Origin of the sequence: Rhodococcus sp. IEGM 1307 (assembly GCF_030056915.1) — a bacterium.
Taxonomy (GTDB): domain Bacteria; phylum Actinomycetota; class Actinomycetes; order Mycobacteriales; family Mycobacteriaceae; genus Rhodococcus_F; species Rhodococcus_F opacus_D.
In genome coordinates this window covers 47600-73116 of the sequence record NZ_JASHKW010000005.1, presented here as the reverse complement: position 1 = coordinate 73116, position 25517 = coordinate 47600, and the positions used below count along the sequence as shown (strand labels likewise).

Annotated in this window: 26 protein-coding genes; 12 read left to right on the top strand and 14 right to left on the bottom strand. The window is 66.8% G+C overall.

Going from position 1 to position 25517, the window contains the following annotated elements:
- Positions 1–19 precede the first annotated feature (19 nt).
- From QM841_RS11220 to QM841_RS11195, 6 genes are all read right to left on the bottom strand, one after another.
- On the bottom strand, positions 20–682 hold the full coding sequence (locus QM841_RS11220) for a 3-oxoacid CoA-transferase subunit B (RefSeq protein ID WP_283332023.1): 663 nt from the start codon (positions 680–682) through the stop codon (positions 20–22).
- A gap of 1 nt (position 683) precedes the next feature.
- Positions 684–1451, bottom strand: a complete 768-nt coding sequence (locus tag QM841_RS11215; protein WP_283332022.1) for a CoA transferase subunit A — start codon at positions 1449–1451, stop codon at positions 684–686.
- Positions 1448–2047 (bottom strand): RBBP9/YdeN family alpha/beta hydrolase, encoded by a 600-nt coding sequence (locus QM841_RS11210; protein WP_283332021.1) that lies wholly within the window; start codon positions 2045–2047, stop codon positions 1448–1450. The genes QM841_RS11215 and QM841_RS11210 overlap by 4 nt, the downstream gene beginning before the upstream one ends.
- 14 nt (positions 2048–2061) lie before the next feature.
- The gene (locus tag QM841_RS11205) at positions 2062–3399 is read right to left on the bottom strand and encodes an MFS transporter (protein WP_283332020.1); all 1338 of its coding nucleotides are present in this window, start codon (positions 3397–3399) and stop codon (positions 2062–2064) included.
- A gap of 136 nt (positions 3400–3535) precedes the next feature.
- Positions 3536–4603, bottom strand: coding sequence for a beta-keto acid cleavage family enzyme (locus tag QM841_RS11200; protein WP_283332019.1), 1068 nt, complete (start codon positions 4601–4603; stop codon positions 3536–3538).
- A 314-nt stretch (positions 4604–4917) separates the two neighbouring features.
- Positions 4918–5868 (bottom strand): hypothetical protein, encoded by a 951-nt coding sequence (locus QM841_RS11195; RefSeq protein ID WP_283332018.1) that lies wholly within the window; start codon positions 5866–5868, stop codon positions 4918–4920.
- A gap of 141 nt (positions 5869–6009) precedes the next feature.
- Here QM841_RS11195 and QM841_RS11190 point away from each other — a divergent pair, with 141 nt between their 5' ends.
- The 7 genes from QM841_RS11190 (at position 6010) to QM841_RS11160 (ending at position 13074) form a co-directional block, all read left to right on the top strand.
- On the top strand, positions 6010–7161 hold the full coding sequence (locus QM841_RS11190) for an acyl-CoA dehydrogenase family protein (RefSeq protein ID WP_283332017.1): 1152 nt from the start codon (positions 6010–6012) through the stop codon (positions 7159–7161).
- 123 nt (positions 7162–7284) lie between these two features.
- Complete coding sequence (locus QM841_RS11185) at positions 7285–8079, top strand: enoyl-CoA hydratase-related protein (RefSeq protein WP_283332016.1); 795 nt, start codon at positions 7285–7287, stop codon at positions 8077–8079.
- 29 nt (positions 8080–8108) lie between these two features.
- A complete protein-coding gene (locus tag QM841_RS11180; protein WP_283332015.1) occupies positions 8109–8843 on the top strand; it encodes an SDR family NAD(P)-dependent oxidoreductase in 735 nt (244 codons plus the stop codon).
- 26 nt (positions 8844–8869) lie between these two features.
- The gene (locus QM841_RS11175; protein WP_283332014.1) at positions 8870–10549 is read left to right on the top strand and encodes a class I adenylate-forming enzyme family protein; all 1680 of its coding nucleotides are present in this window, start codon (positions 8870–8872) and stop codon (positions 10547–10549) included.
- A gap of 11 nt (positions 10550–10560) precedes the next feature.
- Positions 10561–11703, top strand: coding sequence for an acyl-CoA dehydrogenase family protein (locus QM841_RS11170; RefSeq protein WP_283332013.1), 1143 nt, complete (start codon positions 10561–10563; stop codon positions 11701–11703).
- A gap of 89 nt (positions 11704–11792) precedes the next feature.
- Complete coding sequence (locus tag QM841_RS11165) at positions 11793–12455, top strand: TetR/AcrR family transcriptional regulator (RefSeq protein WP_283332012.1); 663 nt, start codon at positions 11793–11795, stop codon at positions 12453–12455.
- A 19-nt stretch (positions 12456–12474) separates the two neighbouring features.
- Entirely contained in the window at positions 12475–13074 is a 600-nt protein-coding gene (locus QM841_RS11160; protein WP_283332011.1) for a condensation domain-containing protein, read from the top strand.
- On the opposite strand, the gene QM841_RS11155 is transcribed toward QM841_RS11160, so the two are convergent.
- Positions 13071–13304: a hypothetical protein gene (locus QM841_RS11155; protein ID WP_280781313.1), complete on the bottom strand. Its 234-nt coding sequence runs from the start codon at positions 13302–13304 to the stop codon at positions 13071–13073. The two genes, QM841_RS11160 and QM841_RS11155, sit on opposite strands and share 4 nt — an antisense overlap.
- Before the next feature lie 257 nt (positions 13305–13561).
- Between QM841_RS11155 and QM841_RS11150 the strand changes: the two genes are divergently transcribed.
- Both QM841_RS11150 and QM841_RS11145 read left to right on the top strand, forming a co-directional pair.
- Positions 13562–15103, top strand: a complete 1542-nt coding sequence (locus QM841_RS11150; protein WP_283332300.1) for a GAF domain-containing sensor histidine kinase — start codon at positions 13562–13564, stop codon at positions 15101–15103.
- Between the two features lie 54 nt (positions 15104–15157).
- Positions 15158–15583 carry a LytR/AlgR family response regulator transcription factor gene (locus QM841_RS11145; RefSeq protein WP_283332010.1) on the top strand — a complete coding sequence of 142 codons (426 nt, stop codon included), beginning with the start codon at positions 15158–15160 and terminating at the stop codon, positions 15581–15583.
- Here the strand turns inward: QM841_RS11145 and QM841_RS43170 are convergent.
- A complete protein-coding gene (locus QM841_RS43170; protein ID WP_349307399.1) occupies positions 15570–17189 on the bottom strand; it encodes a protein kinase domain-containing protein in 1620 nt (539 codons plus the stop codon). The two genes, QM841_RS11145 and QM841_RS43170, sit on opposite strands and share 14 nt — an antisense overlap.
- Before the next feature lie 315 nt (positions 17190–17504).
- On the opposite strand from QM841_RS43170, the gene QM841_RS11130 reads away from it, so the two are divergent.
- Positions 17505–17807, top strand: a complete 303-nt coding sequence (locus QM841_RS11130) for a hypothetical protein (RefSeq protein ID WP_283332009.1) — start codon at positions 17505–17507, stop codon at positions 17805–17807.
- An 82-nt stretch (positions 17808–17889) separates the two neighbouring features.
- Here the strand turns inward: QM841_RS11130 and QM841_RS11125 are convergent, their stop codons facing one another.
- Positions 17890–18456 (bottom strand): peptide deformylase, encoded by a 567-nt coding sequence (locus tag QM841_RS11125; protein ID WP_283332008.1) that lies wholly within the window; start codon positions 18454–18456, stop codon positions 17890–17892.
- A 46-nt stretch (positions 18457–18502) separates the two neighbouring features.
- Between QM841_RS11125 and QM841_RS11120 the strand changes: the two genes are divergently transcribed.
- A complete protein-coding gene (locus QM841_RS11120; RefSeq protein WP_283332007.1) occupies positions 18503–19045 on the top strand; it encodes a PadR family transcriptional regulator in 543 nt (180 codons plus the stop codon).
- A gap of 21 nt (positions 19046–19066) precedes the next feature.
- Here the strand turns inward: QM841_RS11120 and QM841_RS11115 are convergent, their stop codons facing one another.
- From QM841_RS11115 to QM841_RS11105, 3 genes are all read right to left on the bottom strand, one after another.
- Positions 19067–19372 carry a WhiB family transcriptional regulator gene (locus tag QM841_RS11115; RefSeq protein ID WP_283332006.1) on the bottom strand — a complete coding sequence of 102 codons (306 nt, stop codon included), beginning with the start codon at positions 19370–19372 and terminating at the stop codon, positions 19067–19069.
- Between the two features lie 242 nt (positions 19373–19614).
- Entirely contained in the window at positions 19615–20598 is a 984-nt protein-coding gene (locus QM841_RS11110; RefSeq protein WP_283332005.1) for an ABC transporter substrate-binding protein, read from the bottom strand.
- An 84-nt stretch (positions 20599–20682) separates the two neighbouring features.
- Positions 20683–21540, bottom strand: a complete 858-nt coding sequence (locus QM841_RS11105) for an SGNH/GDSL hydrolase family protein (protein WP_283332004.1) — start codon at positions 21538–21540, stop codon at positions 20683–20685.
- Between the two features lie 223 nt (positions 21541–21763).
- Between QM841_RS11105 and QM841_RS11100 the strand changes: the two genes are divergently transcribed.
- Positions 21764–23122, top strand: a complete 1359-nt coding sequence (locus QM841_RS11100; RefSeq protein ID WP_283332003.1) for an LLM class flavin-dependent oxidoreductase — start codon at positions 21764–21766, stop codon at positions 23120–23122.
- A gap of 35 nt (positions 23123–23157) precedes the next feature.
- Here QM841_RS11100 and QM841_RS11095 read toward each other — a convergent pair whose 3' ends face one another.
- Both QM841_RS11095 and QM841_RS11090 read right to left on the bottom strand, forming a co-directional pair.
- The gene (locus QM841_RS11095; RefSeq protein ID WP_283332002.1) at positions 23158–23913 is read right to left on the bottom strand and encodes an IclR family transcriptional regulator; all 756 of its coding nucleotides are present in this window, start codon (positions 23911–23913) and stop codon (positions 23158–23160) included.
- A complete protein-coding gene (locus QM841_RS11090) occupies positions 23910–25364 on the bottom strand; it encodes an APC family permease (RefSeq protein WP_280781322.1) in 1455 nt (484 codons plus the stop codon). The genes QM841_RS11095 and QM841_RS11090 overlap by 4 nt, the downstream gene beginning before the upstream one ends.
- Positions 25365–25517 lie beyond the last annotated feature (153 nt).

Genomic DNA, 25517 nt, shown 5'->3' with positions numbered 1-25517 from the left:
TCAAGACTCGAATCGGGGGTCACGCGATCGCGGCGGCGGTGGCGGCACGGACTTGGGTCTGGGTCACGCCGGGAGCGCATTCGCGCAGAACGAGACCTGTGTCGGTGACGTCGATGACAGCGAGGTTGGTGATGATGCGGTGTACCACGCCTGCCCCGGTCAGCGGTAAAGTGCAGGCCGGCACGATCTTCGGCGCGCCGGATTTGTCGGTGTGCTCCATGAGTACGATCACTCTGGCGGCGCCGTGGACCAGGTCCATGGCACCACCCATGCCCTTGACCATCTTTCCCGGGACCATCCAGTTCGCCAGGTCGCCGGTGGTGGAGACCTGCATGCCGCCGAGTACCGCGACGTCGATACGGCCGCCGCGGATCATCCCGAAGCTGGTCGCGGAATCGAAGAATGAGGCGCCGGGGTTGACGGTCACCGCCTCCTTGCCGGCGTTGATCAGGTCCGCGTCGACCTGGTCCTCCGTGGGATAGGCGCCCGTTCCGAGGATGCCGTTCTCGCTGTGCAGGGTGACCGTCACACCGGCCGGCAGGTAGTTCGGGATCAGCGTAGGCAACCCGATGCCCAGGTTCACGTACTGTCCCTCGGACAGTTCCAGCGCCGCCCGAGCGGCCATCTCATCGCGCGTCCAGCCGACGACCTCGGGGGTCGCCGGGTCGACAATCGTGGTCATCTCAGGCGGTCCTTCTGCCGTTGGCGGTGGTTACGATGCGTTTTTCGATGTGTTTTTCCTGCGGCCCGGTCTGCACGATCCGGTCGACGAAGATCCCCGGCAGGTGCACGTGGTGGGGATCGAGCTGACCGGGCGCGACAAGTCTCTCGACCTGGGCGATGCACACCTTGGCGGCCATCGCCGCGAGAGGGTTGAAGTTCATCGCGGCCTTGCTGAAGACGAGGTTGCCCGCGGTGTCGCCGACGAGCGCGTGCACCAGCGCATAGTCCGCCTTGATGGACTCCTCGAGCAGATACTGCCGGCCCGCGAACTCGCGGACCTCCTTCGGCGGCGATGCGAGCGCAACGGATCCGTCTGTGTGATAGCGCCAGGGCAGGCCGCCGTCCGAGACCGGGGTGCCCACGCCCGCGGGGGTGAAGAAGGCCGGGATCCCGGCGCCGCCGGCGCGCAGTTTCTCTGCGAGGGTGCCTTGTGGGGTCAGCTCCACCTCGAGCTCTCCGGAGAGATACTGCCGGGCGAAGTCCTTGTTGTCTCCGACATAGGATGCCGTTACACGGCGGATCTTTCTTCCCCCCAATAGGATTCCCAGACCGACGCCTTCCACTCCGCAATTGTTGGTGAACACCTCGAAGTTGGTGGCTCCGGCCGCGTCGATGGCCTTGATCAGCGCGTCGGGAATGCCGCATGCGCCGAATCCGCCGACCGCCAGGGACGCTCCGTCTTCGATGTCTGCGACCGCGGCGGAGGCTGTGCCGAATACCTTGCTCATGAGGTGGCTACCTTCCGAACCTCGAGCAGCTCCTCGATGAGCTCCTCCGCGTGTGGCCAATTCCCGTATCCGGAGGCCGGATTCAGGTGTCCCACCTCACCGAGGTCGATCAGTCGGCCGCCCCAGGACTCCGCCATGCCGGCCACTCTGCGGCGGCTGGCCAGCGGATCGTTCGTGCTGGCCGCGACGATGCTCGGGAAGGGCAGCTTACGGCGGGGGATGGGTAGCCAGCCGTTGCTGTCGAGGTCCTCCAGTGTCGGATACCCTTCGGGGGGCTGCTGTTCCAGGTCGGGGGGCGTCGCCAGCAGGGCGCCGAGAATCGGCCGGGTCGTCTGCTGAGCCCAGTGCACTGCGATCATGACGCCGGCGCTGTGGGCGACGAGCACGATCGGACCGTCGATGTCCTGGATGACGGCGTCGAGGGCCGCTGTGCGCGCGCTCACACTGAGCTTGTTGTTCTCGAGAGGAGGCACTATGCGGACCCGGTCGAGCTTGTTCGCCAGCAAGGTCTGCCAGTGCTCGTCGACGTGGTCCCGGAGTCCGGGCACGATCACGACTGTGGGGGATGAGGGGTCGGTGGGGACAGGGTTGGCCATTGCGGTCTCCGGAGTTAGTTGGTGATGTTCGAGACGCCGCCCGGCCGCAGCTGCTGGAGCTTGCGTAGGCCGGCGGGGAAGAGGCGTCGTCCCAGTAGCAGTGCCAAGGCCGCGAGGATGTATGCCACCGGCGAGAGCCTGAGTGCGTCGAGCAGGCCCAGGTGGTCCGCCAGGATCCCGATGACGAAGGGGCCCAGGGCCAGGCCGAGAAGACTGTTCGCGATAGTGGCCACACCCATCGCGGAGGCGCGGAGGGTGGTGTGCGTGAGGTTGGCGACCATCGCGGCGGCAGGGCCGGAGGAGCCCGCCGAGAAGAAAGCGCCGATGCCGATCAGGACCAGCTGGACGGGGCCGTTGCTCATGCTGAACCCAAGCCCCAGACAGCCCAGCGCGATGACGCAGTAGATGGTCGCCGAGGTCCACTTCGTGGCCGGGGTCTCGCGGCTGACCCGGTCGGTGATGACACCGCAGACCACCATGCCGCTGCCGATGAGCAACACGAAGACGGACGCGACCACTCCGGCCTTGTCTGGGGCCAGGCCGTAGTACCGGTTGAAGAAACTCGGCATCCAGGCCAGCAGGACCGCTGCCGGGAACATCTGCAGTCCGCTGCCCACGTAGGTCCACACGACTGCGGGGTTGGTGAACAGGCTGGAGAGGGGGGCGCGGTAACCGTCGGGCCTGTGTGGGTCGCCGATCGCGGTCGGCGGGCCCTCGATGGCATATCGGGCCAGCTTGCCCTCGGACACCAGGGCGCGGAACAGCGCCACCAGGATCAGGCCGAAGATCGCCATGGCGGCGAAGGACCAGCGCCAGCCGAATTGGACCGCGATGAACCCGCCGATCGCGACGCCGATCACCGAACCGAACGATCCACCGGACATGAAAGCTCCGGCGAGGGCCGCGTGGACGCGGGGCGCGAAGACGGTGAGCGCTACGGCGATACCGACACTGCCATAGGCCGCCTCGCCCACGCCGACGAGGAAGCGGGCGCCGAGCATCTGCTCGTAGCTGGTGGCGATCGCGCACAGCAGCGTCGCGACGCTCCACAGCACGGCCATCAGGACCAGGCTCCGGACCCGGCCCCAGCGATCCGCCAAGATCGACAGAGGCAAGGTCAGCAAGCCCACCATCAGCGCAACGATGCTGTTCAGGGAGGCGAGGTGCGAGTCGGACAAGTCCCACTCGGCCTTCAGAATTGGGAAGACGGCGCTGAGCACCTGGCGGGACATGTAGTCCGACAGCAGTAGGCCGAAGGTCAATGCCAAGACCACCCAGGGGAAGATCCGTCGCTTCCGGCTGGGTGTGCGAGTTGGGGTGTCGACCTCGACAGGTTGATCTTGCAGCACCATGGCCTACTTCCTTGGGGTTGTTTCGAGAAGTTCGAGATTGTGTCGAAAGCGCGGGGCCGATCGGCTGGTCCTTCGGACCGGGAGCGCGTTGGGGGCACGGGCAATCACCATGCCCCCAACGTCTGGTGATGTGGTGTTACGCGTTCTGGTGCTGGGCGTAGTGGGTGAATCCGACCTGCCCCGGCCGGCGATTCGGCGCGTAACCGGCCTGCGCCAGCGTCTCGTCCGCATCCGCGTAGCTCTCACCGATCCGGTAGATCTCGCGGGCCTCCTTGGCGGTGGCCACGTCCCGGCCGAGCTCACCGGCAACCCGCACCAACTGGCGCACCTGTTCCGCCGAAGTGATCTTGCCGCCCCGCGGCGCCCACAGATTGTCCTCGTTGCCGCACCGGGTGTGCAGGCCCATCGCGATCGCCATCGTGTTAACCGGCAGCACGCTGCGCATCAACGTCTCGAGCGTGAGCGAGGCGCCGTCCGGGACTCGGCGGATGAACTCCATCATGTTGTACGGGTTCGGCCCGTCCAGCCCGCCGCCGATCGCCACCCACGTGATGTTGAGCGGGCCCGTGTAGAAGCCCCGCCGAATCAACCGCTCCACGGTCTCGAGCTGCGGAATGCTCCCAAGCTGGAAGTGCGGCTGAATACCCGCGGCCTGCAGACGGCGCAGATGCTCCTCCACCCAGGTCGGGCCGGCCGGGACAGTCATCTCCCGGTAGGTCTCGACCAGTTCCGGACGCTCCAACGACGTTCCCCGCGTGTCGTTCTCGGTCATCAACTCCATGATGTTCATCTGGCCGGTATTGATCGCGATCGTCACCTGGTCCGGCGCCGGATCGAGCTCGGCCAGCATGTGACGGGTGTCATCGCTGAGCCACTTCGCCTCCGCACCCTCGCCCTCGGGGGCGAAGGAGATCGAGCCGCCGATCTGCAGGATCATCTCCGGCACGGCCTCGCGCAGCCGGCCCAGCAGCTCGTTGAACTTCGACAGCCGCTTGGAGCCTTTCCCGTCGAGCTCGCGGACGTGGATGTGCAGCACGGTCGCGCCGGCCTCGAAGCAGTCCACAGCCTGCTGGACATGCTCGTCCATCGACAACGGCAGGTCCTCGGGGAAGTCGTCGACCTCCCACTCCGGGCCGTACGGCGCGACAGTGATAACGAGCTTGTCCTGGTTCTCCGGGAACAGGGCATCATCGTGAAAATGCATGAAGAACTCCGATCGAGAGGGGTGAGGGTTGGCACGGGCCGGCTGGATGCCACCGGTGACGTCTTCCAGCGGAGATCGGAGCGGCCCACTCATGCTCGATCTCCGGCGACCTGCCCGGCCCACACCACTTGAGGTGATGGATGTCACGATAGCTGGCGCAAGACAGTGATTTTTGACTAACGGGGACAGAAAACTTGACCATTTGGGGTGGCTGGTAGGCGTGTCAACCGATATCGCCGAGGTCGTGTCGTTCCTCGCAGGCCCGGCGTGCTGGGGCAGCGGCCAGGTCGTCTTCGCCAACGGCGGGATCTGAATCAGGCGCCCGTGGCCTGGGTCCGACCCTCCTTGCGGGCCTTCGCCAGCCCGCGCCGGGCCAGAAAGCCGTTGGCGAGGAGCAGGAGGGTTTTGTTGGGCGGCGCCGCGAACCCGGCCTGGGTATGGGGTGCATACAGCGCCTCGGTGCCCGTGACCTCGATCCAGCCGGTGTTCTGACGCGACTCGAGGCCGACGAGCTCGGCGCGATAGGCGTGGGCGAGCAGCCCTGCGCGGCGGCCGCCCTGCGGCACCCCGGCGGGCACCGTCAGACGCACGCCCTCGCTGCTGGCAGAGCTCACGTCGACCGGAACGACGGCCGGATAGCCGTCCATCTGACGGTAGGCGAGCAGCCGGTGCGACAGCTTCGCCGCGCGCTCCCCGGTCTTGGTCGCATCCACGCGGGGGCCGGTGCCCTTCTTCGGCGGGGTCTGGGGTTCCGCGTCGACCGCGGGTAGCGGTGCGCCGAACACCTCGGGCGGGCCGGTCAGGTGCAGGTCGGGCCAGGCGACTACTCGTCTTACCGTCACGGTCACCGGTACCCGGTCGGCGTAGTACGCGCTGAGCCACCGGTCCCAGAACACGCCGCGGCGTGGCTCGCCCGTGTATGGGGTCGAGCGCCGGCCGATGTCTTCGAGCAGTTCCGGGTCGGGGGTGGGGTCGAACGTCGCGTCACCCTGCACGAGCACGTAGCGCTGATTGGTGGCGTCGCCGATCCCGTGCTCGCGGGCGTGGTAGGCGAGCGCCACCCGGGGCTCACCTTTGATGCGTTCGAGCTTGCGCCCGAACCCCAGCGAGGTGGTGAAGCCGACCGTTCCCCGCTCGCGGTCGCTCAGCCCGAGGGGTGCCACCGCCGTCACCACCGCCCCGCCTGCGGGCGTGATGTACGCGAACCCGCAGGTCAGATCGCCGCCGATGACGTCATCGACCCCATCCGACCAGGTGACCGGCATGAGTCGAGCCTACTCAGCCGATGCGGCACCGGGCCAGTGCTCGGGGGTTGACGACACCCCGGAGTGAATATAGCTTCACTCGCAGTGAGTAGTCACTCACAAATAGTGATCGTGTATTCAACACGGCATCGAGGAGCATCCATGGACCTGACACTGACCGCGGAGCAGAAGGAGTTCCGGCAGCTGGCCCGCGACTTCTTGAACAAAGAGGTCGTCCCACACCGCGCTGCGTGGGACCGCGCCGAATCGGTCGACACCGCGATCGTCGAGAAGCTCGCCGACATCGGCTTCTTCGGCATGACCATTCCGGAGGAGTACGGCGGCCTCGGTGGCGACTACATCACGTACTGCCTCGGCATGGAGGAACTCGGCCGGGCGGACTCCGCGGTCCGGGGCATCGTGTCGGTGTCGATGGGGCTCGTGGGCAAAGTGATCCTGTCGCACGGCACCGAGGATCAGAAGCACGAATGGCTTCCCCGCATCGCGTCCGGTGAGGCGCTCGCCTGTTTCGGGCTCACCGAGCCGGACAACGGTTCCGACCCCGGCAACCTGAAGACCAGGGCGGTACGCAGCGGCGACGACTACGTCATCAACGGTTCCAAGATCTTCATCACCAACGGCACGTGGGCGAAGCTGTGCCTGGTGTTCGCGCGGACCGGAGGTCCGGGGCCCAAAGGGGTTTCGGCTTTTCTGGTTCCGACGGACACCCCGGGATTCGACTCGCGCGAGATCCACGGAAAGCTGGGACTGCGTGGGCAGGCGACGGCCGAGTTGTCGTTGACGGACGTGCGCGTGCCTGCCAGTTGCCTGCTCGGATCCGAGGGGCAGGGTTTCTCCATTGCCATGCACTCGCTGGACAAGGGTCGCGTCTCGGTGGGTGCGGGTTGCGTCGGAATCATCCAGGGCTGTCTCGAGGCCGCCGTCGACTATTCCCGCGAGCGCACGCAGTTCGACCGTCCGCTCGCCTCGTTCCAACTCGTGCAGGATCTGATCGCCGACATGTCCGTCGACGCCGACGCGGGGAGGCTGCTCACCTGGCGGGCGGCCGACCTGATCGAGCGCGGTGAACCGTTCGGGACGGCAGCGTCCAAGGCGAAATACTTCTGCAGCGAGGCCGCGGTTCGTGCCGCCAACAACGCAATTCAGATCTTCGGGGGGTACGGGTATGTCGACGAATATCCCGTCGCCAAATACATGCGTGACGCGCGGGTGATGACTCTCTACGAGGGCACCAGTCAGATCCAGAAACTGCTGATCGGCCGTGCGGAGACCGGGGTCAGCGCTTTCCTCTAGCGCCACCGAGCGTCGAGTGACCCTTGACACACACTTCGGCGTGAATGTACGTTCATTTTCATCGAATAGATACTCATATTTCATGAACACACCCTCATTGCACAGTCCAGGAGAGGAATCACCGTGACCGACTACGAAGACATCACCTACGAGGTCGACGGCCCGGCTGCCGTCGTGACGATCAACCGCCCCGCGCGCTACAACGCCTTCCGCGGCAAGACCGTCGAGGAGCTGATCAAGGCCTTCCGCTCGGCGTGGGCCGACGACGCGGTGCAGGCGATCATCCTCACCGGTGCGGGGGAGAAGGCGTTCTGCACCGGCGGCGACGTCAAGCAGCGCGCGGAGACCGGCGACTACGGCCCGACCGAGAGCGGAATGTTCGAGATCGGCAACCTGCACAAGCTGATCCGCGACGTCCCCAAGCCCGTCATCGCCGCGGTGAACGGCATCGCGGTCGGCGGCGGCCACGTCCTCCACGTGCTCTGCGACCTCACCATCGCGTCCGAGACCGCGAAGTTCGGCCAGGCAGGTCCCCGCGTCGGCTCCTTCGACGCAGGCTTCGGGTCCGCCTTCCTGGCGCGAGTCGTCGGCGAGAAACGCGCCCGGGAGATCTGGTACCTCTGCCGCCAGTACGACGCCGTCACCGCCGAACGCTGGGGCCTGGTCAACTGGGTGGTCCCCGCCGACCGACTGCTCGACGAGGCCAAGGCCGTCGCCGCGGAGATCGCCGAGAAGAGCCCCACCACCCTGCGTTTCCTGAAGCAGTCGTTCAACGCCGACACCGATCACCAGGCCGGACTGAGCAACCTCGCAATGTCTGCGCTGGACCTGTTCACGCACTCGCCCGAGGGTCTCGAGGGTGCGGCGGCGTTCGCGGAGAAGCGCAAGCCCGATTTCACCAAGTACGTGAACGCCTGAGTCCGACAGCACGGGAAGTGGGAAAAAGCATGAGCAACAACATCGCAGTGGTCACAGGCGCAGGATCCGGCATCGGCCGGGCCATCGCCCTCGCGCTCGCCGAGCAGGGCGACACGGTGGTCGTCGCCGACCTCGACCTGCAGGCCGCGGAGAAGACGGCAGCCGAACGGCCCGACCGGCTCTTTCCGATGACCGTCGACGTCGCCGACCGGGCGCAGGTCGACGCCCTGCGCGACCGGGTGATGGCCGAGGTCGGCGTCGCGAACGTCCTCGTCAACGCGGCGGGATGGGACCGCACCGATCAGTTCCTCAACGCCACTACCGAATTCGCCGAGAAGGTCGTCGCCATCAACTACCTCGGGCCCGTCCACATGTGCAGTGCGTTCCTTCCCGGCATGGTGGAGGCGGGTAACGGTGGGCGCGTCATCAATCTCGCGAGCGATGCAGGCCGTGTCGGCAGTGCGGGGGAGAGCATCTACGCCGGTGCGAAGGGCGGCGTGATCGCGCTGTCGAAGTCGCTCGCCCGTGAGATGGCCCGGTACGGGATCAACGTCAACTGCGTGTGCCCCGGCCCGACCGACACCCCGCTGTTCCAGGCGCAGGCCGAGAAGCTCAAAGAGGCTCTGGTGAAGGCCATTCCGTTCCGGCGGCTCGCCCGCCCGGAGGAAGTGGCGGCGCCGGTCCTGTTCTTCGCGTCCGAATCCGCATCGTTCATCACGGGCCAGGTGATCAGCGTCAGTGGTGGCCTCACCATGGCCGGCTGACCGGGTACCGGGACGGAGGACTCATCATGACGTACACATACGATGCCCACGCCTATCGTCAGTACTTCGAGCACGATTTCACCTATCTGAACGGCTTCCGGCGCAACACCCACCGGTATGCCGATCGACTCGCGATGCAGTCCCCGTCGACCGGCGAGAGCTGGACGTACGCCGAACTCGGCGATCGCGTCGACCGGCTCGCCACCGGGCTCGCCCGCGCCGGCGTCGCACCGGGCGACGTCGTGGCCTACCAGTTGTTCAACGGTCCCGAATTCGCCCAGCTGTACCTGGCCGGGCAGGCCTGCGGTGCGGTCGGAGCGCCGATGAACTTCCGGCTCGCATCCGGGGAGACGGCGTGCATCCTCGACGCGAACCGCCCCACGGTGTTCGTCTACGACACCGAGATCGGCGAGATGGTGCGGGATGCCTTGTCGCGCTCCACACACAAGCCCGCTCTCGTCGTTGCCGTCGGACCCGGAGAACCACTGCCGGGAAACGGTTTCGAGGTGATTCGCTTCGACGAACTCGTGGCCGAGTCGGCCTCACCGCCGGACGTGAGTCGCACGGTGTGGGACGAAACCACACGGCTGTTCACGTCCGGAACCACCGGCATGCCCAAGGGGGTTCCGCTGAACAGCATGATCGAGATCTTCAGCGCCCACGACGTGATCATGCACTTCCCGCTGACAGCGGAAGACAAGACACTGAACATGACTCCGTGGTTCCACCGCGGCGGACTGTACTGCGCCGGGCCGAATCCCACGTTCTATCTCGGTGCCTCGCTGGTGGCGCAGCGCAGCTTCGACGCCGAGGTCACCCTCGACTACGTCGAGGAATGCGGGCTGACGTTCCTGATCGGTGCCCCGACCAACCTGGCGATGCTCGCTCGCGCACAGGAGGAGAAGCCCCGGGACCTGTCGACACTCAACGGCATCGTGACGATGGGCGCGCCACTCGAACGGGAAGCGGCACTGCACTATCAGAAGGTGCTGAATCCCCGCATCTTCAACGGGTACGGCAGCACCGAAGGATTCTGGAATACCTTCCTCCGGCCCACCGATCTGCCGGAGATGGCCGGGACCGCCGGGCGGGCCTGCATCGACGACGACGTCGCCGTGGTCAGGCTGTTCGACGACCGCCTCGCCGACGCTCACGAGACGGTAGCCAAGGACGGCACCGAGATCGGTGAGGTCATCGTCCGCTCACCGAAGGGCGCCAACGCCTACTTCGACGCCCCGGAACAGGAGAGGCAGAAATTCCGGAACGGCTGGCTCCACATCGGCGATCTGGCCACGTGGAACGACAAGGAGTTCGTGACGATCGTCGGCCGCAAGGACGACATGCTCCTGTCCGGCGGCGAGAACGTGCACCCCGTGCAGATCGAGGAAGCACTGGGCGAACATCCGTCGGTCACGGATTCGCTGGTGGTCGGGGTTCCCGACGACAAGTGGGGGCAGGTCGTCGTCGCGTACGTCGTCACCACCGCACCGGTCCCGTCCGCGGACGATCTGGACGACTTCTGCCGCAGGCACCCGATGCTGTCGCAGTTCAAGCGCCCCCGCGCCTACCGCTTCGTGGAGTCACTGCCCGTGTCGGCGACGGGAAAGAAGTTGCATTACAAGGCCACCGATACCGCGCGCCGGGAATTCGAGAGCGGGGCATTCGTGGTCCCGAGTGCCCGCGGACCCCACACCCTCAGTTCGTAAAGGACACCGTCATGACCATCGAATTCGAGTCCGAGCACCACCAGTTCCGGGACAGTGTCCGCAGCTTCGTGCGCGAGCGGATCGTCCCGCGGCACGAGCAGTGGGAAAGTGAAAGCTGCCTCGACCCGGCACTGTTCACCGACGCGGGTAAGCAGGGGCTGCTCGGTTTCCCGGTTCCCGAAGCCTACGGCGGCCCCGGCGTCGAGGACTTCCGCTACAACGCGATCGTCGTCGACGAGGTCAATCGCGCGGGCGCCGCCGCCGCGGGCATCGCGTTCTCCCTGCAGAACGACGTCGTGCTGCCATACCTGACGGACATGACGACCGAGGAGCAGAAAGCACGCTGGCTTCCCGGAACCGTCACCGGTGAAACGATTCTCGGCATCGCGATGACCGAGCCGGGCACCGGCAGCGACCTCACCGGGATCCGCACCACGGCAGTGCGCGACGGCGACCATTACGTGGTGAACGGCAGCAAGACGTTCATCTCCAACGGTCAGAACGGCACGCTCTTCGTCGTCGCCGTGCGCACGTCTGCGGACAAACACAAGGGGCTCTCGCTGCTCGTCGTCGAATCGGACACGCCGGGGTTCTCCCGGGGCCGCAACCTCGAGAAGATCGGGCTGCACGCCCAGGACACGAGCGAGCTGACGTTCACCGACATGTGCGTGCCGGTCGCCAACCTCCTCGGTGAGGAGGGGCAGGGTTTCTATCAGCTCGTCCACAATCTGCCGCAGGAGCGCCTGTCACTGTCCGTCGGCGCGGTCTCGGCCGCCGAGGGCGTGCTCGAGCAGACCCTGGAATACGTGAAGGAACGCAGCGCCTTCGGAAAGCCGATCGCCGGTTTCCAGAACACCCAGTTCGTTCTCGCGGAACTGGCCACGGAACTCGATCTGGCCCGCACCTATCTCGACGACTGCATCCGGCAGCACGTACGCGGAGAGCTGACCCCGGCCCGTGCGGCGCGGCTCAAGTGGTGGACCACCGAACTGCAGGTTCGCGTCGCCGACCGCTGCCTGCAGCTGCACGGCGGCTACGGGTACATGCGCGAGTACGCGGTGGCGCGCGCGTTCGTGGACGCCCGGATCCAGACGATCTACGGCGGTACCACCGAGATCATGAAGACCATCGTCGCGAAGGATCTCGGTATCTGACCCGGGCCGGACTGCGGTTCCGGCCCCGCGCGGGATACTGTGAATACTCGTTCACCGCAGGTTCTGCCAGCAAGGAGAGGTCATCTGTCATGGCGAAGGACACGTCCGCCGTTTCACTCGACGAAGCCGTCCGCGCCGTCCGCGTCAGCTCGAGGCGACGCCAGGTGCTCGACGCCGCCGTCACGGTGATGCAGCGGACCGGCTTCCACCAGATGTCCATGCAGGCACTGGCCGACGAGGCCCAGGTGAGTGTCGGACTGATCTACAAGTACTTCGGTGGCAAGGAGGACATCCTCCTCGCCACGATCGTCGACATCCTCGACGCCTTCCGCGATCAACTCGAGCCCGCGATGGACGCAGCGGGCACCGACCCCGTCGAGCGGCTGGTGGCCGGGTTCCGGCGCTATGTGGAGATCGTCGACGAGAATCTGGATGCCGTCGTGCTGACGTACCGGGAGAGTCGGACACTCGACCAGGATGGGCGTGAGCGAATCAAGGAACTCGAGGTGGCGACGTCCAAGCCGCTCCACGACGCCCTCGACGCCGCGATTGCCGCGGGTATCGCGAGCGATCTCGACGTCGACCTGACGACGTTCGACATGATGATGCTCGCGCACGGGTGGGCGCTCAAGCACTGGCACTTCGCTGCCCGCTACACGGTGGATCAATACATCACGGCGCAAACACGATTCATTCTCCGCACCGTGCTGTCGGACCGGAGCGCCGCCGCGTACCGACACCTGACGGAGTGACCGCGCATACGCTGGCCGGATGACCAGATGGCGGTTCGACGGGGAGATCACGGGCCTGGGTACCGGTTCGGGCGTGCGCATCGTCGTCGGACACTGGTCGCGATCGCCGCTCGGTGAGTTCACGGATGTCATGGTCGAACTCGCCGACGGTCACCGCGTGCTCCTCGCCCCGTCGGACGCGGTCCGCGACTTCGTCACCGCGACGTACGTCTTCGACGAAACCGTGATCACGCCTGTGCGGCGCTCGCGGTCCGGCGGCACTCGGACAGTCGAGGCCGGGGACCTGCGCGTGAGCGTCGAGGTCGGCGCCCGCACCGCGCTCGGGCGCCTGCTGAACCTGATCCCGCGGGCCGTCGCGAGTGCACCGTGGTTCTGTGTGGTCAGCGACCCGATCGCCCGCGCCGCTCTCCGTGGTGTGCGCACCCGTGGCACAGCAGGCAACGGGCGTCGCGAGTACTACGGCGCCGTCGATCAGCGGCGGCTGGTGGGAATGTCAGCATCCTGGCGCGGCCGGGACCTCGGCCCGCTGCGGCCCGTGGATCCGCCCGTCCGCTTCGGGTTCGGCTCGACGCCGCGGACCCCGGCTGTCACCTCGATCGTCACCACCATCGTCGACTAGTCGAAGAGGGTGGGGGCCTCTCCCGGCTGTTCCCGGTCGGCCGGTTCGACCTCACCGGCCGGGCTCGTCGCCTTGTGCACCACGGACAGGGTGGTCGTCCGAACCGAGAGCCGATGTCCGTCGGGATGCTGTAGCGACGCCATGCCCTTGCTGAGCTCGACCACCAGCCAGGGACCGGCGTGACCGGACGCCTGCACCAGATCGCCCACCTGTATCTGTACGGCTACCACCGCTTCCTCCCAAGGTTTACTGCATCGGCCTAGGCCCAGCGTAGCGACATCGGCGCGTGTCAGCCGAGTGACGGGAACTCGATCGGGTGAGACCGGACAGGCAGCTCGATATGATGCTCATCGAGGTCTGTCCGCGAACCCCACGACTGATCCGAGCATGCACGATGACGCGAAAGTGGTCACGGCGGTCAATCGGAGCGCTGTCCCGGCGCGGCGCGGCGTCCCCCCGGGCAGCTTTCGATTCGGACGCGCGCCAACTGCCTGCGCGTCTGATATCGCTCCTGGTGCGACCGACCACCCCTCCGTTGTGGTTGGGGATCGTGGTCGCCGCCACCGTGATCACCGTGGAGACCGTGGTGGTGCATCAGCTGAACAAGGTGGCACCGCAGAACGCCTTCGGTGCGGTGTTCCTGCTCGGGGTTCTGGTGGTCTCGGCTCGGTGGGGATTCGCGCTGTCGGTGCTGACGACAGTGGTGAGCGCCGTCATCTACGTCTACTTTCACCTGCAGGTGGAGGGCACGCTGCTTCCGGCCAAACCCGGCGACTGGGTAGCCGTCGTGGTGTTCCTGCCCGTCGCGCTGGTGGCCAACCTCATGGCGGGCCAGGCCAGATTGCGCACCGCGGAAGCGGTTCTGCGCCGCCGGGAGGCGGAGGCGAGCCGGGACGAACTCGCGATCCTCGCCGAACACCAAGCCGCACTGCGCCGGGTGGCGACATTGGCGGCCCGTGGGGAGAGCCCCTCCGAGGTGTTCACGGCGGTGGCCGAAGAACTCGCGCTCTGGCTGCATGTGGTCGACGCCGTGCTGATTCGCTACGAGGGAGACGGAACCGGGACATTGGTCGCTGTTCGATACGAGCCGAGGGAAACTCGGATGCCCGTCACCGGAGACACGATCTCGACGGAGGGCGACGACGTCGGGGCGATCGTATTGCGCACCGGCCACGGCGCCAGGATCGACAACCACGAACACGTCGGTGGGGCAGTTGCCACCCGCATTCGTGCGGAAGGCTTCGGATCGATCGTGGGAGTCCCGATCGTCGTGGACAAACGGGTGTGGGGCGCCGCGATCGTCGGATCGCGGCGCACCGAGCCGCTGCCCGCGGACACCGAGACCCGACTCGGTGACTTCGCCGATCTCGTCGCGACCGCGATCGCCAATGCTGCGAACCGTGCCGAACTGATCGCCTCGCGGGCCAGGATCGTCGCGGCCGCCGACGACGCGCGGCGTCGCCTGGAACGTGACCTGCACGACGTGGCCCAGCAGCGGCTGGTGTCGCTGGGACTCGAGGTGCGGTTGGCGGAGGCGTCGGTGCCGGCCGAGTGGGTGGACGTGCGGGAGCAGCTGTCGGCCATCGCGTCGGGGCTCACAGGCGTGTCGGAGGATCTGCGGGAACTCTCGCACGGAATCCATCCGGCGATCCTGTCGAAGGGCGGGCTGGGATCGGCGGTGCGGACGCTGGCTCGTCGTTCCGCAGTCCCCGTCGCTCTCGATGTCGCGATCGAGGGCCGGTTCACCGAATCGGTCGAGGTGGCCGCCTATTATGTGGTCGCCGAGGCGCTCACCAATGCCGCCAAGCACGCCCACGCCTCCGAGGTCGATGTGTCCCTGCGGGCGGAGGACGGCACTCTGCACGTGATGATCGGGGACGACGGCGTCGGCGGTGCCTCGTCCGGTGCGGGCTCCGGGCTCATCGGACTACAGGACCGTGTCGAGGCACTCGGCGGCCACATGCAGATCACGAGCCCGCCCGGTCACGGGACCACGCTGGACATCACCATCCCGGTCGCCGGCGAGTGACCGGGAGGATTTACCTGCTAGCGGGAATGCGTACCGGCAGGTACCCGGTCGACCATGGACCACATGGTGTTGCAACTCGGTCGTCTACGGTGCGTGATCGTCGACGACAGCCCACGTTTTCTGGACATTGCCCGGCGACTGCTCGAGCATCAGGGGATCACGGTGGTCGGTACGGCGTCGAACACTGCCGACGCGGTCCGGTCGGCCACGGAGTTGCAGCCCGACGTCATCCTCGTCGACGTCGAACTCGGACCGGAGAGCGGATTCGACCTCGCGGAGCGGCTCCACGACGAGGCGCACCCGGCCGCGGTGATCCTGATTTCCACTCACGCCGAGCAGGACCTGGCGGAGTTGATCTCCGGGAGCCCCGCGGTGGGCTTCGTGTCGAAGTCCGATCTGTCGTCCGATGCCATCCGGGATGTGCTCCGCGCCGGTGACGGAACCGAAGGGGAGCGGGTGGCCCCGGTCAGCGGGCCTTGAGGAAGGTGACGACCGCGAGTACTCGTCGGTGATCGTCGCCGGTCTCCGGGAGGTTCAGTTTGGTGAGGATGCTGCGTACGTGTTTCTCGACGGTGCCCTCGGTGACCCACAGCCGGCGGGCGATGCCGGCATTGGAACGTCCTTCCGCCATGAGGGCCAGTACCTCCCGCTCCCGCGCGCTGAGTGCGGCGAGCGGGTCGTTGCGCCTGCGGGCGGAGACCAACTCCTGCACCAGCGCGGGGTCGACGACGGAGGCCCCCGCGGCGATGCGCTGGAGGGTGTCGATGAAATCGTCCACGTCGGTGATGCGGCTCTTGAGCAGGTAGCCGATTCCGCGGCCGCTGGCGAGTAGCTCCATCGCGTGTTCGACGTCGGCGTGCGCGGACAGGACCAGGATGCCGACTTCGGGGAATTCGTCGCGGATCGCCCGAGCTGCGTCGAGCCCTTCGGTGGTGTGGGTCGGGGGCATCCGGATATCGACCATCACCAGGTCGGGCGCTCGCTCCCGGACCAGGTCGAGGAGTGTGGTTGCGTCGCCCGCCTGTTCCAGGACGTCGAAGCCGGAGCGCGTGAGCAGGCTCGCCACACCCTCGCGGAGCAGGACGTCGTCTTCGGCCAGGATCACGCGCAGGCGGGTCGTCACCGGGCCGCTCGCCGAACTCGCCGGTGCCCGAGCCGACTGTGGATGTTCGCGGGCGTGGTCGTCGCCGGTGTCGGTGGGCACGGCCATGTCGTCGACGGTCAGGCCGTGGCGGCGTTGGATCCACCGCAGTTCCTGCCCGAACTCGGCGGCGGTCGCGGGACGATCCTCGGTGTTGCCCGCCATCGCATGGTTGACGGCGGAGCGCACGTCGGCGGGTATGTCGGTCTGCGTGGCACCGGGCAACGTTCCGTCGGTGGTCTGCGGCACCTGAGTGGCCGTCTGCTCGGCTCGGGGGGCGTGACCGTTGAGCGCGCACAGCAGCGTGGCCCCGAGGCTGTAGAGATCCGACGCCGGTGTGGGGGTCTGTCCCTGGAGTACCTCGGGTGCGGTGAACGCGGGGGAACCGGAGATGAGGCCGGTGGCGGTCTCGAAGCCACCCGAGATTCGCGCGATGCCGAAGTCGGTGAGTTGAGGCTCCCCGTATTCGGTGAGCAGGATGTTCGCGGGCTTGATGTCGCGGTGGAGGGTGCCTCGTCGGTGTGCCGTCTCGAGTGCCCCGGCGATCTTGACCCCGATGTGCAGCGACTCCTGCCAGCTCAGTGGGCCCACCTCGCGGATCAGCGCGTTGAGGGAATCGCGCGGGTGGTACTGCATCACGATGTAGGGTGCGCCCGATTCCGTGGTGCCGCTCTGGAAGATGCTGACGATGTTGGGATGCCCGGACAGTTTGCCCATGGCGTGCTGTTCGCGGAGAAATCGGTCGAGATTGTCCGAGTCGAGTGCGGCGGCAGTGAGCACCTTGATGGCAACAGTGCGCTCGAGGGAGCGCTGCCGGCAGCGGTAGACCGCTCCGAAACCGCCACGTCCGACTTCGTGGGCATCGTCGAAGCCGGCCGCGGCCAGCTCTACCGCAATCGTCCCGAGCGGATCGGACCGCGTCGCCGGAGGATGGAATTCGGCCATCGTCGACCCCGAGTTTCGCCGTCCGTGAGAAAAGAAAAGCGCGCGATCACCGTCGAAGTGACCGACTTCGAGAATACGTCATCGGCGCCGGGCCCGACACGCCGTGAGGCGGCCTCGCATACATCGAGCGGTCATGGAATTGCAGCTACCTGGAAGACCGAGATTGGCGCTGGTGGCATCCGGAAGCTCCTGCTGGCAGTGGCGACGCCGGGCCCCGTTTCCACGACGATTTACATCAATGGTCGTTCGATCATCAACCCATCACCTGCACCGCACAAGTCGGTGCGGCACAGAAAGAAAATGAAGGTGAGAACAATGAGCAAGTTCGCACTCCGCGCGGCGGTCGCCGTAGCCGCAATCGCACCCCTGGTCGCCCTCGGTGCCGGAACTGCTTCCGCCGCAACAGTACCCGATGGGGTGGCTACTCCTGTCGCCCGCGTCGTGCCGGATGCGGGTCCTGTGACGGACCTTCCGGATTCGGGTTTCCCGTGGGGCTGGCCGGGAACGACCGGGCCTATCGGGCCCGGACGCGAGGATGTGGGGCCCTTCCACGGCGGGTTCGGCGAATTCGGCGGCTTCGGTCACTTCGGTCACTTCGGCGGCCACGGTGGGTTCTAGCCGGCCTCGGCGCCCGGCCGGATCGTGCCCATCGCCGCCGCGGCGCTGAAGTCCATCGACCTCGTGACGGACGGCATGCCTGTCACCAACCGAAAGGATCACGGTCCGCCCCGGGTACCCACGTGTTGCCGGGGCCGGTCCACTGACGCCGTTTGATCATCTTGCGGGCGGCCCGGTGATTGCGTCCGACGAGCCGGTCGAGGTAGAGATGCCCGGCGAGATGGTCGGTTTCGTGCTGCAGGCAGCGGGCCAGGTAACCGGTGCCCTCGACGGAGATCGGGTTGTTGTCGATGTCCACGCCGACCACTCGCGCCCAGTCGGCCCGGCCCGTCGGGTAACGCTCGCCCGGAACGGAAAGGCATCCCTCGAGGTCGTCCGGGTCGGGCATGGTCTCGGGCAGAGGTGAAGTCTCGAGTATCGGATTGATGACGTGCCCTCGATGCCGTCGGGTGTCGTCGATCAGGTCGTACACGAAGATCGCTCTCGGGTCTCCGACTTGGTTGGCGGCCAGGCCGGCCCCGTGAGCTGCGGTGTTGGTCTCGTAGAGGTCGTCGACGAAGGCGGCGAGTGCGTTGTCGAACGCGGTGACCGGCACCGCTGGTGTGGTCAGTCTGGTGTCTCCGGCAATGAGGATCGGTCGAATAGCCATGCGAAAGAGAGTACTCAAATATGAGTACTCCGGTAGAACTGATGGCATGAATCCCACGCGGCTGTTCGTCCTCGGCGCTCTCGCCAAGCGGGGACCCATGCACGGTCACCAGCTGCGTCGCGACGCGCGTCTGGATCGAGCCGAATTGTGGTCACAGGTGAAGCCCGGGTCGCTCTACGGTGCGTTGCATCGGCTCGCGGACGAGGGTCTGATCCGGCCGTTGCGAACAGAGCAGGACGGTGCGCTGCCCGCCAGAACCGTGTACGAGATCACGGCGGAAGGCGCCAGGGAGCTTCGAGCCCTTCGTGACGAGGCGTTCACCGAGTTCGAACTCAAACCGGACCCCGTCGACCTCGCCCTGGCTGTGAGCGCGGATCTCGACCGAGAGGTACTTCGCGGCTACGTCGAGGACCGCATCGCGGTCCTCGCGGCACGCGAGCTGCAGTTCGATCACCAGCTCGATCGTCGATGGCCCGACCAGAGTACTGCCGACGATCTCATCGTCGCCCACGCCAAGATGCGCATCCAGACCGAGATCGCCTGGCACAAGAAAGTCCTCGCCGACATCGACAAGCTGGAGGCACGCTGATCCGCGGAGGGGAGGAACCGGTCAACGGCGGCTGCCGGAGCGGAGTCGGCGGGCGTGCCGCCTGCGGTCGGCTTCGGTCATCCCGCCCCAGATTCCGTACGGTTCGTCGGCTGCCAGGGCGTGGTCGCGGCACTGGGCGAGCACAGGGCAGTCCTGGCAGATCTGCTGGGCGTTCGCTTCGCGACGGGCGCGGGCATGACCGCGCTCGCCGTCGGGAGAGAAGAACACCGACGATGCGACCCCGCGGCACGAGGCCAGCTCGCGCCAGTCCTCGGCATCGGGTGCGGCCACGGGGGCCGGTGTTCGTGACGTTTCTGCCAACAGCACTGCGGTCCTTCCGTTCCCGCCCGTGGAACAGAACCGCGTGGCGGGAAACAGATATCGATGTTCTTCGTGTGAGCGTCGGTATCGGTTACGAGCTATCCCGTTAACAAACCGGACGGCCTGTTTAAGGGTATACCGGACGACCACACGACTGCGCCACTGGGTCGGATGTCCAGTGGTGCGGCGGTGCATCGACGTGCTTGCGGACGGATTGACGAGTGTGTCGGGAGTGGCTTCCGAGGTCGTTAGCGTTGCACGGCGGAGTCGAGGAGTGGAACCACCTGTCCCAGTGCCCAATCGAGGCTGGGCGGTGAGGGGAAGGCGATCGACTGCGCCAGCGTCGGTGCCAGCGGCACGTATGCGCCGCGCTCGACAGCGCCGAGCGACTGGAATGCCGGCTGCTGTTCCACACTCTCCAACGCGCCATTGGAACTCGTTGCCAGGATGAGATCGGCATCGGTGTCGGCGAGTAGTTCAGTGCTGATCTGGGCACGCCCGGGGATATTGCTGACAGGTTGTGCCGTGGCGAACGGGGTCAGCGTCAACCCCAGTTGGTCGAGGAATTTCGCTCCGGCGTCGTCGGTCGAGTTGACGACGTACGTCGAGTCGGGCTGCGGTCCCACGAAGAAGGTGTAGGTCTTGCCGTCGAGTGCGGGGTGGGCGGCGGCGGCGTCGTCGATAGCCGATTCGGTCTGCGCCACCACGTCGTCTCCCTGCGAGGAGATACCGAGCGCGGCGGCGATCGTCTGCGTCGCGTCTTGCCAGGTCTCGGCCGAGGGGGTGTCGGCATAGTGCACGACGGGAGTCAGTTCCGAGAGTTGGCTGTATTGAGTGTCGAGCCCGAATGACTTGGTGGCGACGATGAGATCAGGAGCCTGTGCGGCGACTTCTTCGACCGAGACATTGGTGTTGACACCCTGGAGGATGGCGGGATGGGAGTCCCCGAGACTTTCCGCCGTCCACGGCTGCACGCCCGACTCGTTCGGCGCCTTCCCGATTGCGACCGGAGTCACGCCGAGCGACAGCAGAATGTCGGCGTCGGTCCAGCTCAACGCGACGACGCGGTCCGGGCGCTCGTCGATCGTCGCCGACCCCAGCGCGCCCGTCGTGGTCACGGGGAAGGCATCACTGCTCGCGGAGGTCGCGGGTGAGTCCGTCTCGGATGACGCGCACCCGGCGACCACCGTTCCGACCAAGAGAACCGCCGCCATGATCCCTGCAACCCGCATCCGTCACTCCTCACCTCGCCACGACGTTCTAAGGGCAGGCTAACCGCTCCGGGGAATGGCGCAAGCCGGTTTCCGCGATGCAGGTCATGGACGGGACGCGACGACGAGCGATGCCATCGCCCTCAGCCCTTCGTGGGTGGGGTGTAGGGGCATGGTGAACGATCGGGGTACGAGGCCTTCGAACCACCGTCGGCCGGATCCGGCGCACGCATCGTGCCCCGCCGCGGCGGCGGCCACGTCGACGAAGTACGCGCCATTGCTCCGCGCCGCGTCGGCGAGAACGTCGTTCATACTCACGAAGAACTGCACGACGAAGGCGGCGTCGGCGTCGCTCGTGGGGATGTAGGGCCAGCAACCGCGGTCGCCGAAGATGCCCCCGTGCCCCACCACGAGCACCGTTGCGGCGGGGGACTTCCCGGTGATCGCAGCCAGGGTGGCGGACACCTTCGGGCCGAGCACGGTGAGAGCGTCGTTCATGCGCCGGGCCGTGGTGGCGTCGGAGCGACAGTTCGCGTCGAGTCCCGGGGCGAGTGTGTAGCAGGGTTCCACCAACGACGACCACGCGATGTCGTTTCCCCCGATGCTGACGGTGACGAGCGTCGTGTCCGGCTGGAGTGCGCCGATCTGCGGTGGCTGCGGTCCGGTGATGGTGAATTGTGCTGTATCCGTGATATTTTCGGTCTTCGCTCCGGCGCACGCCCTGCTGACGTAGGATGCCGCGCGCAGAGTGTCGGCGACGATCTGCGGGTACGCGTCGGCTGTGCGGAAGCACCCGTCTCGAATCGACAGCGGGTCGTGAGGCGACCCGGTGGCCCGCGAATCACCCAACGCGACGTACCGGATGGCGGAGTCCGGCGCGGCGTCGGCAATGGCGACATGCGACCACGGGAGTGCGAGCGCCACCACGCACCCGGCGAGGACCGACGACAGCGCCGACTTCACGGGAACGCTTCGAGGACGACCGGATGGTGGGGGACCGGCGGGTTTTTCGTCATCACTCATCATATTGCGGTGCACCGGATATCGACCTGACTTCGACGGACTCGGCTCCATGCGAGTCTGCGCAAGTCGCGGACTTCACGTCACGCTGAGTCCAATCGGTGACATCCATCGCCGCGTTGTTGAAGGCTGAACTAAGACTTCCGACCGATCAAGGAGCCACACCATGTCTCGTGAACTACACCTCGCCGGCTTCCTCATCGCCTCGCACGTCACCCACTCCCACGCCGCGTGGCGGGACCCGGCGTCGGAGACCGACTACCTCGGACCCGATTACTACCGGCGCGTGGCGCAGACACTCGAACGCGGAAAGTTCGACTTCCTGTTCTTCGCCGATCTCCTTGCCACACCCGTTCGATACGGCAACGACATCCGTGTCCCGCTGAGCAGTGGAACGCAGGCGTCGGCGACCATCGACCCCTCGCTGGTGGCGGCGGGCCTGGCCAACGTAACCGAGAAGATCGGTCTGGCGATCACCAAGTCCACCACCTACTTCCACCCGTACGAGGTGGCGCGAATCTTCGCCACCCTCGACCACCTGTCCCGAGGCCGGGCGGGCTGGAACGTCGTCACCTCGCTCAATCAGGCGGAGGCCCAGAACTTCGGCATCGAGAACCACCTCGGTCACGACGAGCGGTACGACCGCGCCCAGGAATTCCTCGAGGTCGCATTCAAGCTCTGGGGGAGCTGGGAGCGTGACGCCCTGGTGCAGGACAAGGCGTCGGGTGTGTTCGCCGATCCCGACAAGGTGCGCACCGTCGACCACGAGGGCGAGTGGTTCAAGACGCGCGGACCGTTGACGGTGCCGCACTCACCGCAGAGCCGTCCCGTGATCATCCAGGCCGGGTCCTCCTCGGTCGGTAAGGACTTCGCTGCCCGCTGGGCGGAGGCGATCTTTGAGATCGACCCGACGAGTGAGGGCCGTAAGGCCTACTACGACGACGTGAAGTCGCGTGCATCGAACTTCGGGCGCAACCCCGACGACATCAAGATCTTCCCGTCGTTCGTGCCGTTCGTCGGGGAGACCGAGTCGATCGCGCGGGAGAAGCAGGCGTTCCACAACGAACTCGCCGACCCCATCTCCGGCCTGATCACGTTGTCGGTGCACACCGATCACGACTTCTCGCAGTACGACCTCGACGCCCCGATCGAGGATGTCGTCGTGCCGGGCACCCAGGGGTTGTTCGACGTCGCGCGCCGGCTCAGCGTCGAGGACGACCTCACGTTGCGCGACATCGGCAAGCTGTATGCCCAGGGTGTGCTGCTGCCGCAGTTCGTCGGGACGGCGTCGCAGATCGCCGATCAGATCGAGGAAGGATTCCTCGGCGGGGAGGCGGACGGGTACATCCTGTCCGCGGCCCAGGCGCCGGGGTCGTTCGACGACTTCGTCGACCTCGTCGTTCCCGAGTTGCAGCGGCGTGGACTCTTCCGCACCGACTACACCGGAAGCACCCTGCGCGACCACCTCGGTCTGGGCGGCGCGAGTCTCACTCCCGCACCGCGCGGAGTGGCCGTCGGCGCCTGACGTCGGCGGCTACCTCGCCGGGTGGGATCTGAGCGCTACGCCATCAGCGGTGCCAGCCGCTCCGCATGTTCCCGCAGCGACGGGACGTGGCGCAGCATGAGGTGTTCGTGATCGACGTGTCCCGACAGGGCCAGACTGCCGACGAGCGACCCCGTTCCGGACCGGACGGGGACGGCCACGCAGGCCGACGCGTCCCGGAGCTCGGCGAGTTGGGTGGCGAAGCCCTGGCTTCGGATCAGGTCCAGATTCGCGAGGAGTTCGCTCCGCGCGACGATCGTGCGGGCCGTCAGCGCCCGTGGCTCCCAACGCGGAATCACGGATTCGAGTTCCGACTTCTCCGCGAGAAGGAGTTTGCCGACTGCGCACGCGTAGAGGTGCTGGTTGAGAAATGATTCGTCCTCCGGCGGCGGGTATTCGGGGTCGGCGTCGGCCGTGCGGACGGCGACGTTGGTGTAGTAGAACAGGTGGACCCCGAAGCGCACCGACAGTCGCAGTTCGGCGAGAACCTCACGCGCCGCCGCACACACGGTGGGCACGACGGCGGCGTCGACGAGGATCCCGATCTTCTGGCCCAGCGCGAACCCGGACAGATCGGGGAGCCGCACCACATAGCCTTCGCCCACGAGAATGTTGAGTAGTCGATACGTGGTCGCCGATGGCATCGACAGGCGGGCCGCGATGTCTTTCGCGGTCACACCCGAGCCGGCGCGGGCCACTTCCTCGAGCACCCGCAGCGCGCTGGTGACGGCTTTCGGCTGCCGCCCCGACAGGGCTCTGTCGTCGGGGCTCACCGGCGGACCTCCCACGGGCGGTACCGGCCCAGCAGGTCGTCGGCCACGGCCTCGTCGTACACACCCATCCGTTCTCCGATTCCGGGGGATCTCCTGGCGCGGATCGCGAAGACCGCGGCGCCGACAAGCATCAGAAGCACGTAGACGGCGGTCGCCGCGCCCGCGACATATGTGCGCGAGAACGCCGCCCACCCGACGAGGGCGACCATCGCGGTCGCCGTCAGCACGCCGACGATCAGGGGAAGCCGAGTCAGTTCGCCGATCCGCCGGAGGAACGCCGGCGTCGCGACGCACAGCAGGACGTACGCGAGGACGTAGCCGTGGGCGGACACGGCGAGGAGTCCGATCAGGACGTCGCGGCTCGAACCGCTGACGAACAGGTAGAGGACGGGCACCGCGACGACGACCGGCATCGCCGCCGTCAATGCCACGTGCGGAGTGTGGAACCGGTGGTGCGTCCGGCCGAACACGCTCGGAACCACCCCTTCGCGGCCCATCGCGAACAGGGTGCGCGACAGCGCCGTCGTCGAACCGAGGACGCACGCGAACCAGGAGGCGGTGATGCCGAGTTCCATGACGATCGACAGCGCCGACGAACCTGCGCCGGACGTGTCGGGCAGTGTGAGGACGATCGGCAGCGAGTCGACTCCCTGCCGCACCGGCTCCGGCAACTGCAGGGCGGCCGCGAACACGTACAGAACGCCCAGGGCGATGGGGGTCCACCGGATGGCGCGGGGGACGGCGACGAACGGGTTGCGGGCTTCCCGCGCCACCGTGCCCGCACTCTCGAATCCGACGAACGACGTGATCGCGAGCAGCACGGCGAACCCGACCGCGGATCCTGACTTCGCGCCGCCCGCGGACGGGGTCGCGCCCTCGCGGACCGATTGCACGAACGCGACCACCAGCGCGGCGGAGGCGGCCACGATTGCGAAGACCTCGATGGCGAGCATGATCCGCGCCGACAATTGCACGCCCCGGACCATGAGGAGAAGGGCGAGCAGTCCGACGATCGCCGCGAGGACCGCGATGAGGGGCGACCCCGCCGGAAGCCCGACTCGGCCGAGCAGCGCGGCGAGGTAACTCGCGGCACCGAGTGTGCTCGCCATGGCCGCGGCCGCGTAGCCGACGAGCAGCGACCAGCCCCCGCCGAAACCGGGCACCGCCCCAAGTCCCTTCACGATGTAGCTGTAGAGACCGCTGACGGCGACCATCCGGGTGGCGAACTGTCCGATGCAGTAGCCGACCGCCGTCATCAGAATCGCCGCCGCGACGAACACCGCAATGGTCGCCCGGCCCGCGTCGGGTATGACGAGAGCAGGCAGCGTGACCATCACGGCCGACGGTGCGACCGCGGAAACGGACTGCCCGAGCACCTGGACGAAACTCAGACGCGCCCGCTCGAGACCGGCGACCGGTGATCTACTTCTGATTCTCGGTGTACCGGACACCACGCACCTGCTCTCCACACTTTCCGGCCGGCCCCGCGCGAGTGATCAACCCGGGGCTGCATGAGTTGCACGCTAGCGCAGCAGACGAGCGCGATGCGCCGATCGGAATTAATTTTCGATCACCTCGAATGAGAATGGCCGGAGAATTCGTTC

What these genes read in the sequence shown, in the direction of transcription:
- QM841_RS11220 (WP_283332023.1), bottom strand. Translation starts at nt 682, where the DNA reads ATGACCACGATTGTCGACCCGGCGACCCCCGAGGTCGTCGGCTGGACG.
- QM841_RS11215 (WP_283332022.1), bottom strand. Translation starts at nt 1,451, where the DNA reads ATGAGCAAGGTATTCGGCACAGCCTCCGCCGCGGTCGCAGACATCGAA.
- QM841_RS11210 (WP_283332021.1), bottom strand. Translation starts at nt 2,047, where the DNA reads ATGGCCAACCCTGTCCCCACCGACCCCTCATCCCCCACAGTCGTGATC.
- QM841_RS11205 (WP_283332020.1), bottom strand. Translation starts at nt 3,399, where the DNA reads ATGGTGCTGCAAGATCAACCTGTCGAGGTCGACACCCCAACTCGCACA.
- QM841_RS11200 (WP_283332019.1), bottom strand. Translation starts at nt 4,603, where the DNA reads ATGCATTTTCACGATGATGCCCTGTTCCCGGAGAACCAGGACAAGCTC.
- QM841_RS11195 (WP_283332018.1), bottom strand. Translation starts at nt 5,868, where the DNA reads ATGCCGGTCACCTGGTCGGATGGGGTCGATGACGTCATCGGCGGCGAT.
- QM841_RS11190 (WP_283332017.1), top strand. Translation starts at nt 6,010, where the DNA reads ATGGACCTGACACTGACCGCGGAGCAGAAGGAGTTCCGGCAGCTGGCC.
- QM841_RS11180 (WP_283332015.1), top strand. Translation starts at nt 8,109, where the DNA reads ATGAGCAACAACATCGCAGTGGTCACAGGCGCAGGATCCGGCATCGGC.
- QM841_RS11175 (WP_283332014.1), top strand. Translation starts at nt 8,870, where the DNA reads ATGACGTACACATACGATGCCCACGCCTATCGTCAGTACTTCGAGCAC.
- QM841_RS11170 (WP_283332013.1), top strand. Translation starts at nt 10,561, where the DNA reads ATGACCATCGAATTCGAGTCCGAGCACCACCAGTTCCGGGACAGTGTC.
- QM841_RS11165 (WP_283332012.1), top strand. Translation starts at nt 11,793, where the DNA reads ATGGCGAAGGACACGTCCGCCGTTTCACTCGACGAAGCCGTCCGCGCC.
- QM841_RS11160 (WP_283332011.1), top strand. Translation starts at nt 12,475, where the DNA reads ATGACCAGATGGCGGTTCGACGGGGAGATCACGGGCCTGGGTACCGGT.
- QM841_RS11145 (WP_283332010.1), top strand. Translation starts at nt 15,158, where the DNA reads ATGGACCACATGGTGTTGCAACTCGGTCGTCTACGGTGCGTGATCGTC.
- QM841_RS43170 (WP_349307399.1), bottom strand. Translation starts at nt 17,189, where the DNA reads ATGGCCGAATTCCATCCTCCGGCGACGCGGTCCGATCCGCTCGGGACG.
- QM841_RS11130 (WP_283332009.1), top strand. Translation starts at nt 17,505, where the DNA reads ATGAGCAAGTTCGCACTCCGCGCGGCGGTCGCCGTAGCCGCAATCGCA.
- QM841_RS11125 (WP_283332008.1), bottom strand. Translation starts at nt 18,456, where the DNA reads ATGGCTATTCGACCGATCCTCATTGCCGGAGACACCAGACTGACCACA.
- QM841_RS11120 (WP_283332007.1), top strand. Translation starts at nt 18,503, where the DNA reads ATGAATCCCACGCGGCTGTTCGTCCTCGGCGCTCTCGCCAAGCGGGGA.
- QM841_RS11110 (WP_283332005.1), bottom strand. Translation starts at nt 20,598, where the DNA reads ATGCGGGTTGCAGGGATCATGGCGGCGGTTCTCTTGGTCGGAACGGTG.
- QM841_RS11100 (WP_283332003.1), top strand. Translation starts at nt 21,764, where the DNA reads ATGTCTCGTGAACTACACCTCGCCGGCTTCCTCATCGCCTCGCACGTC.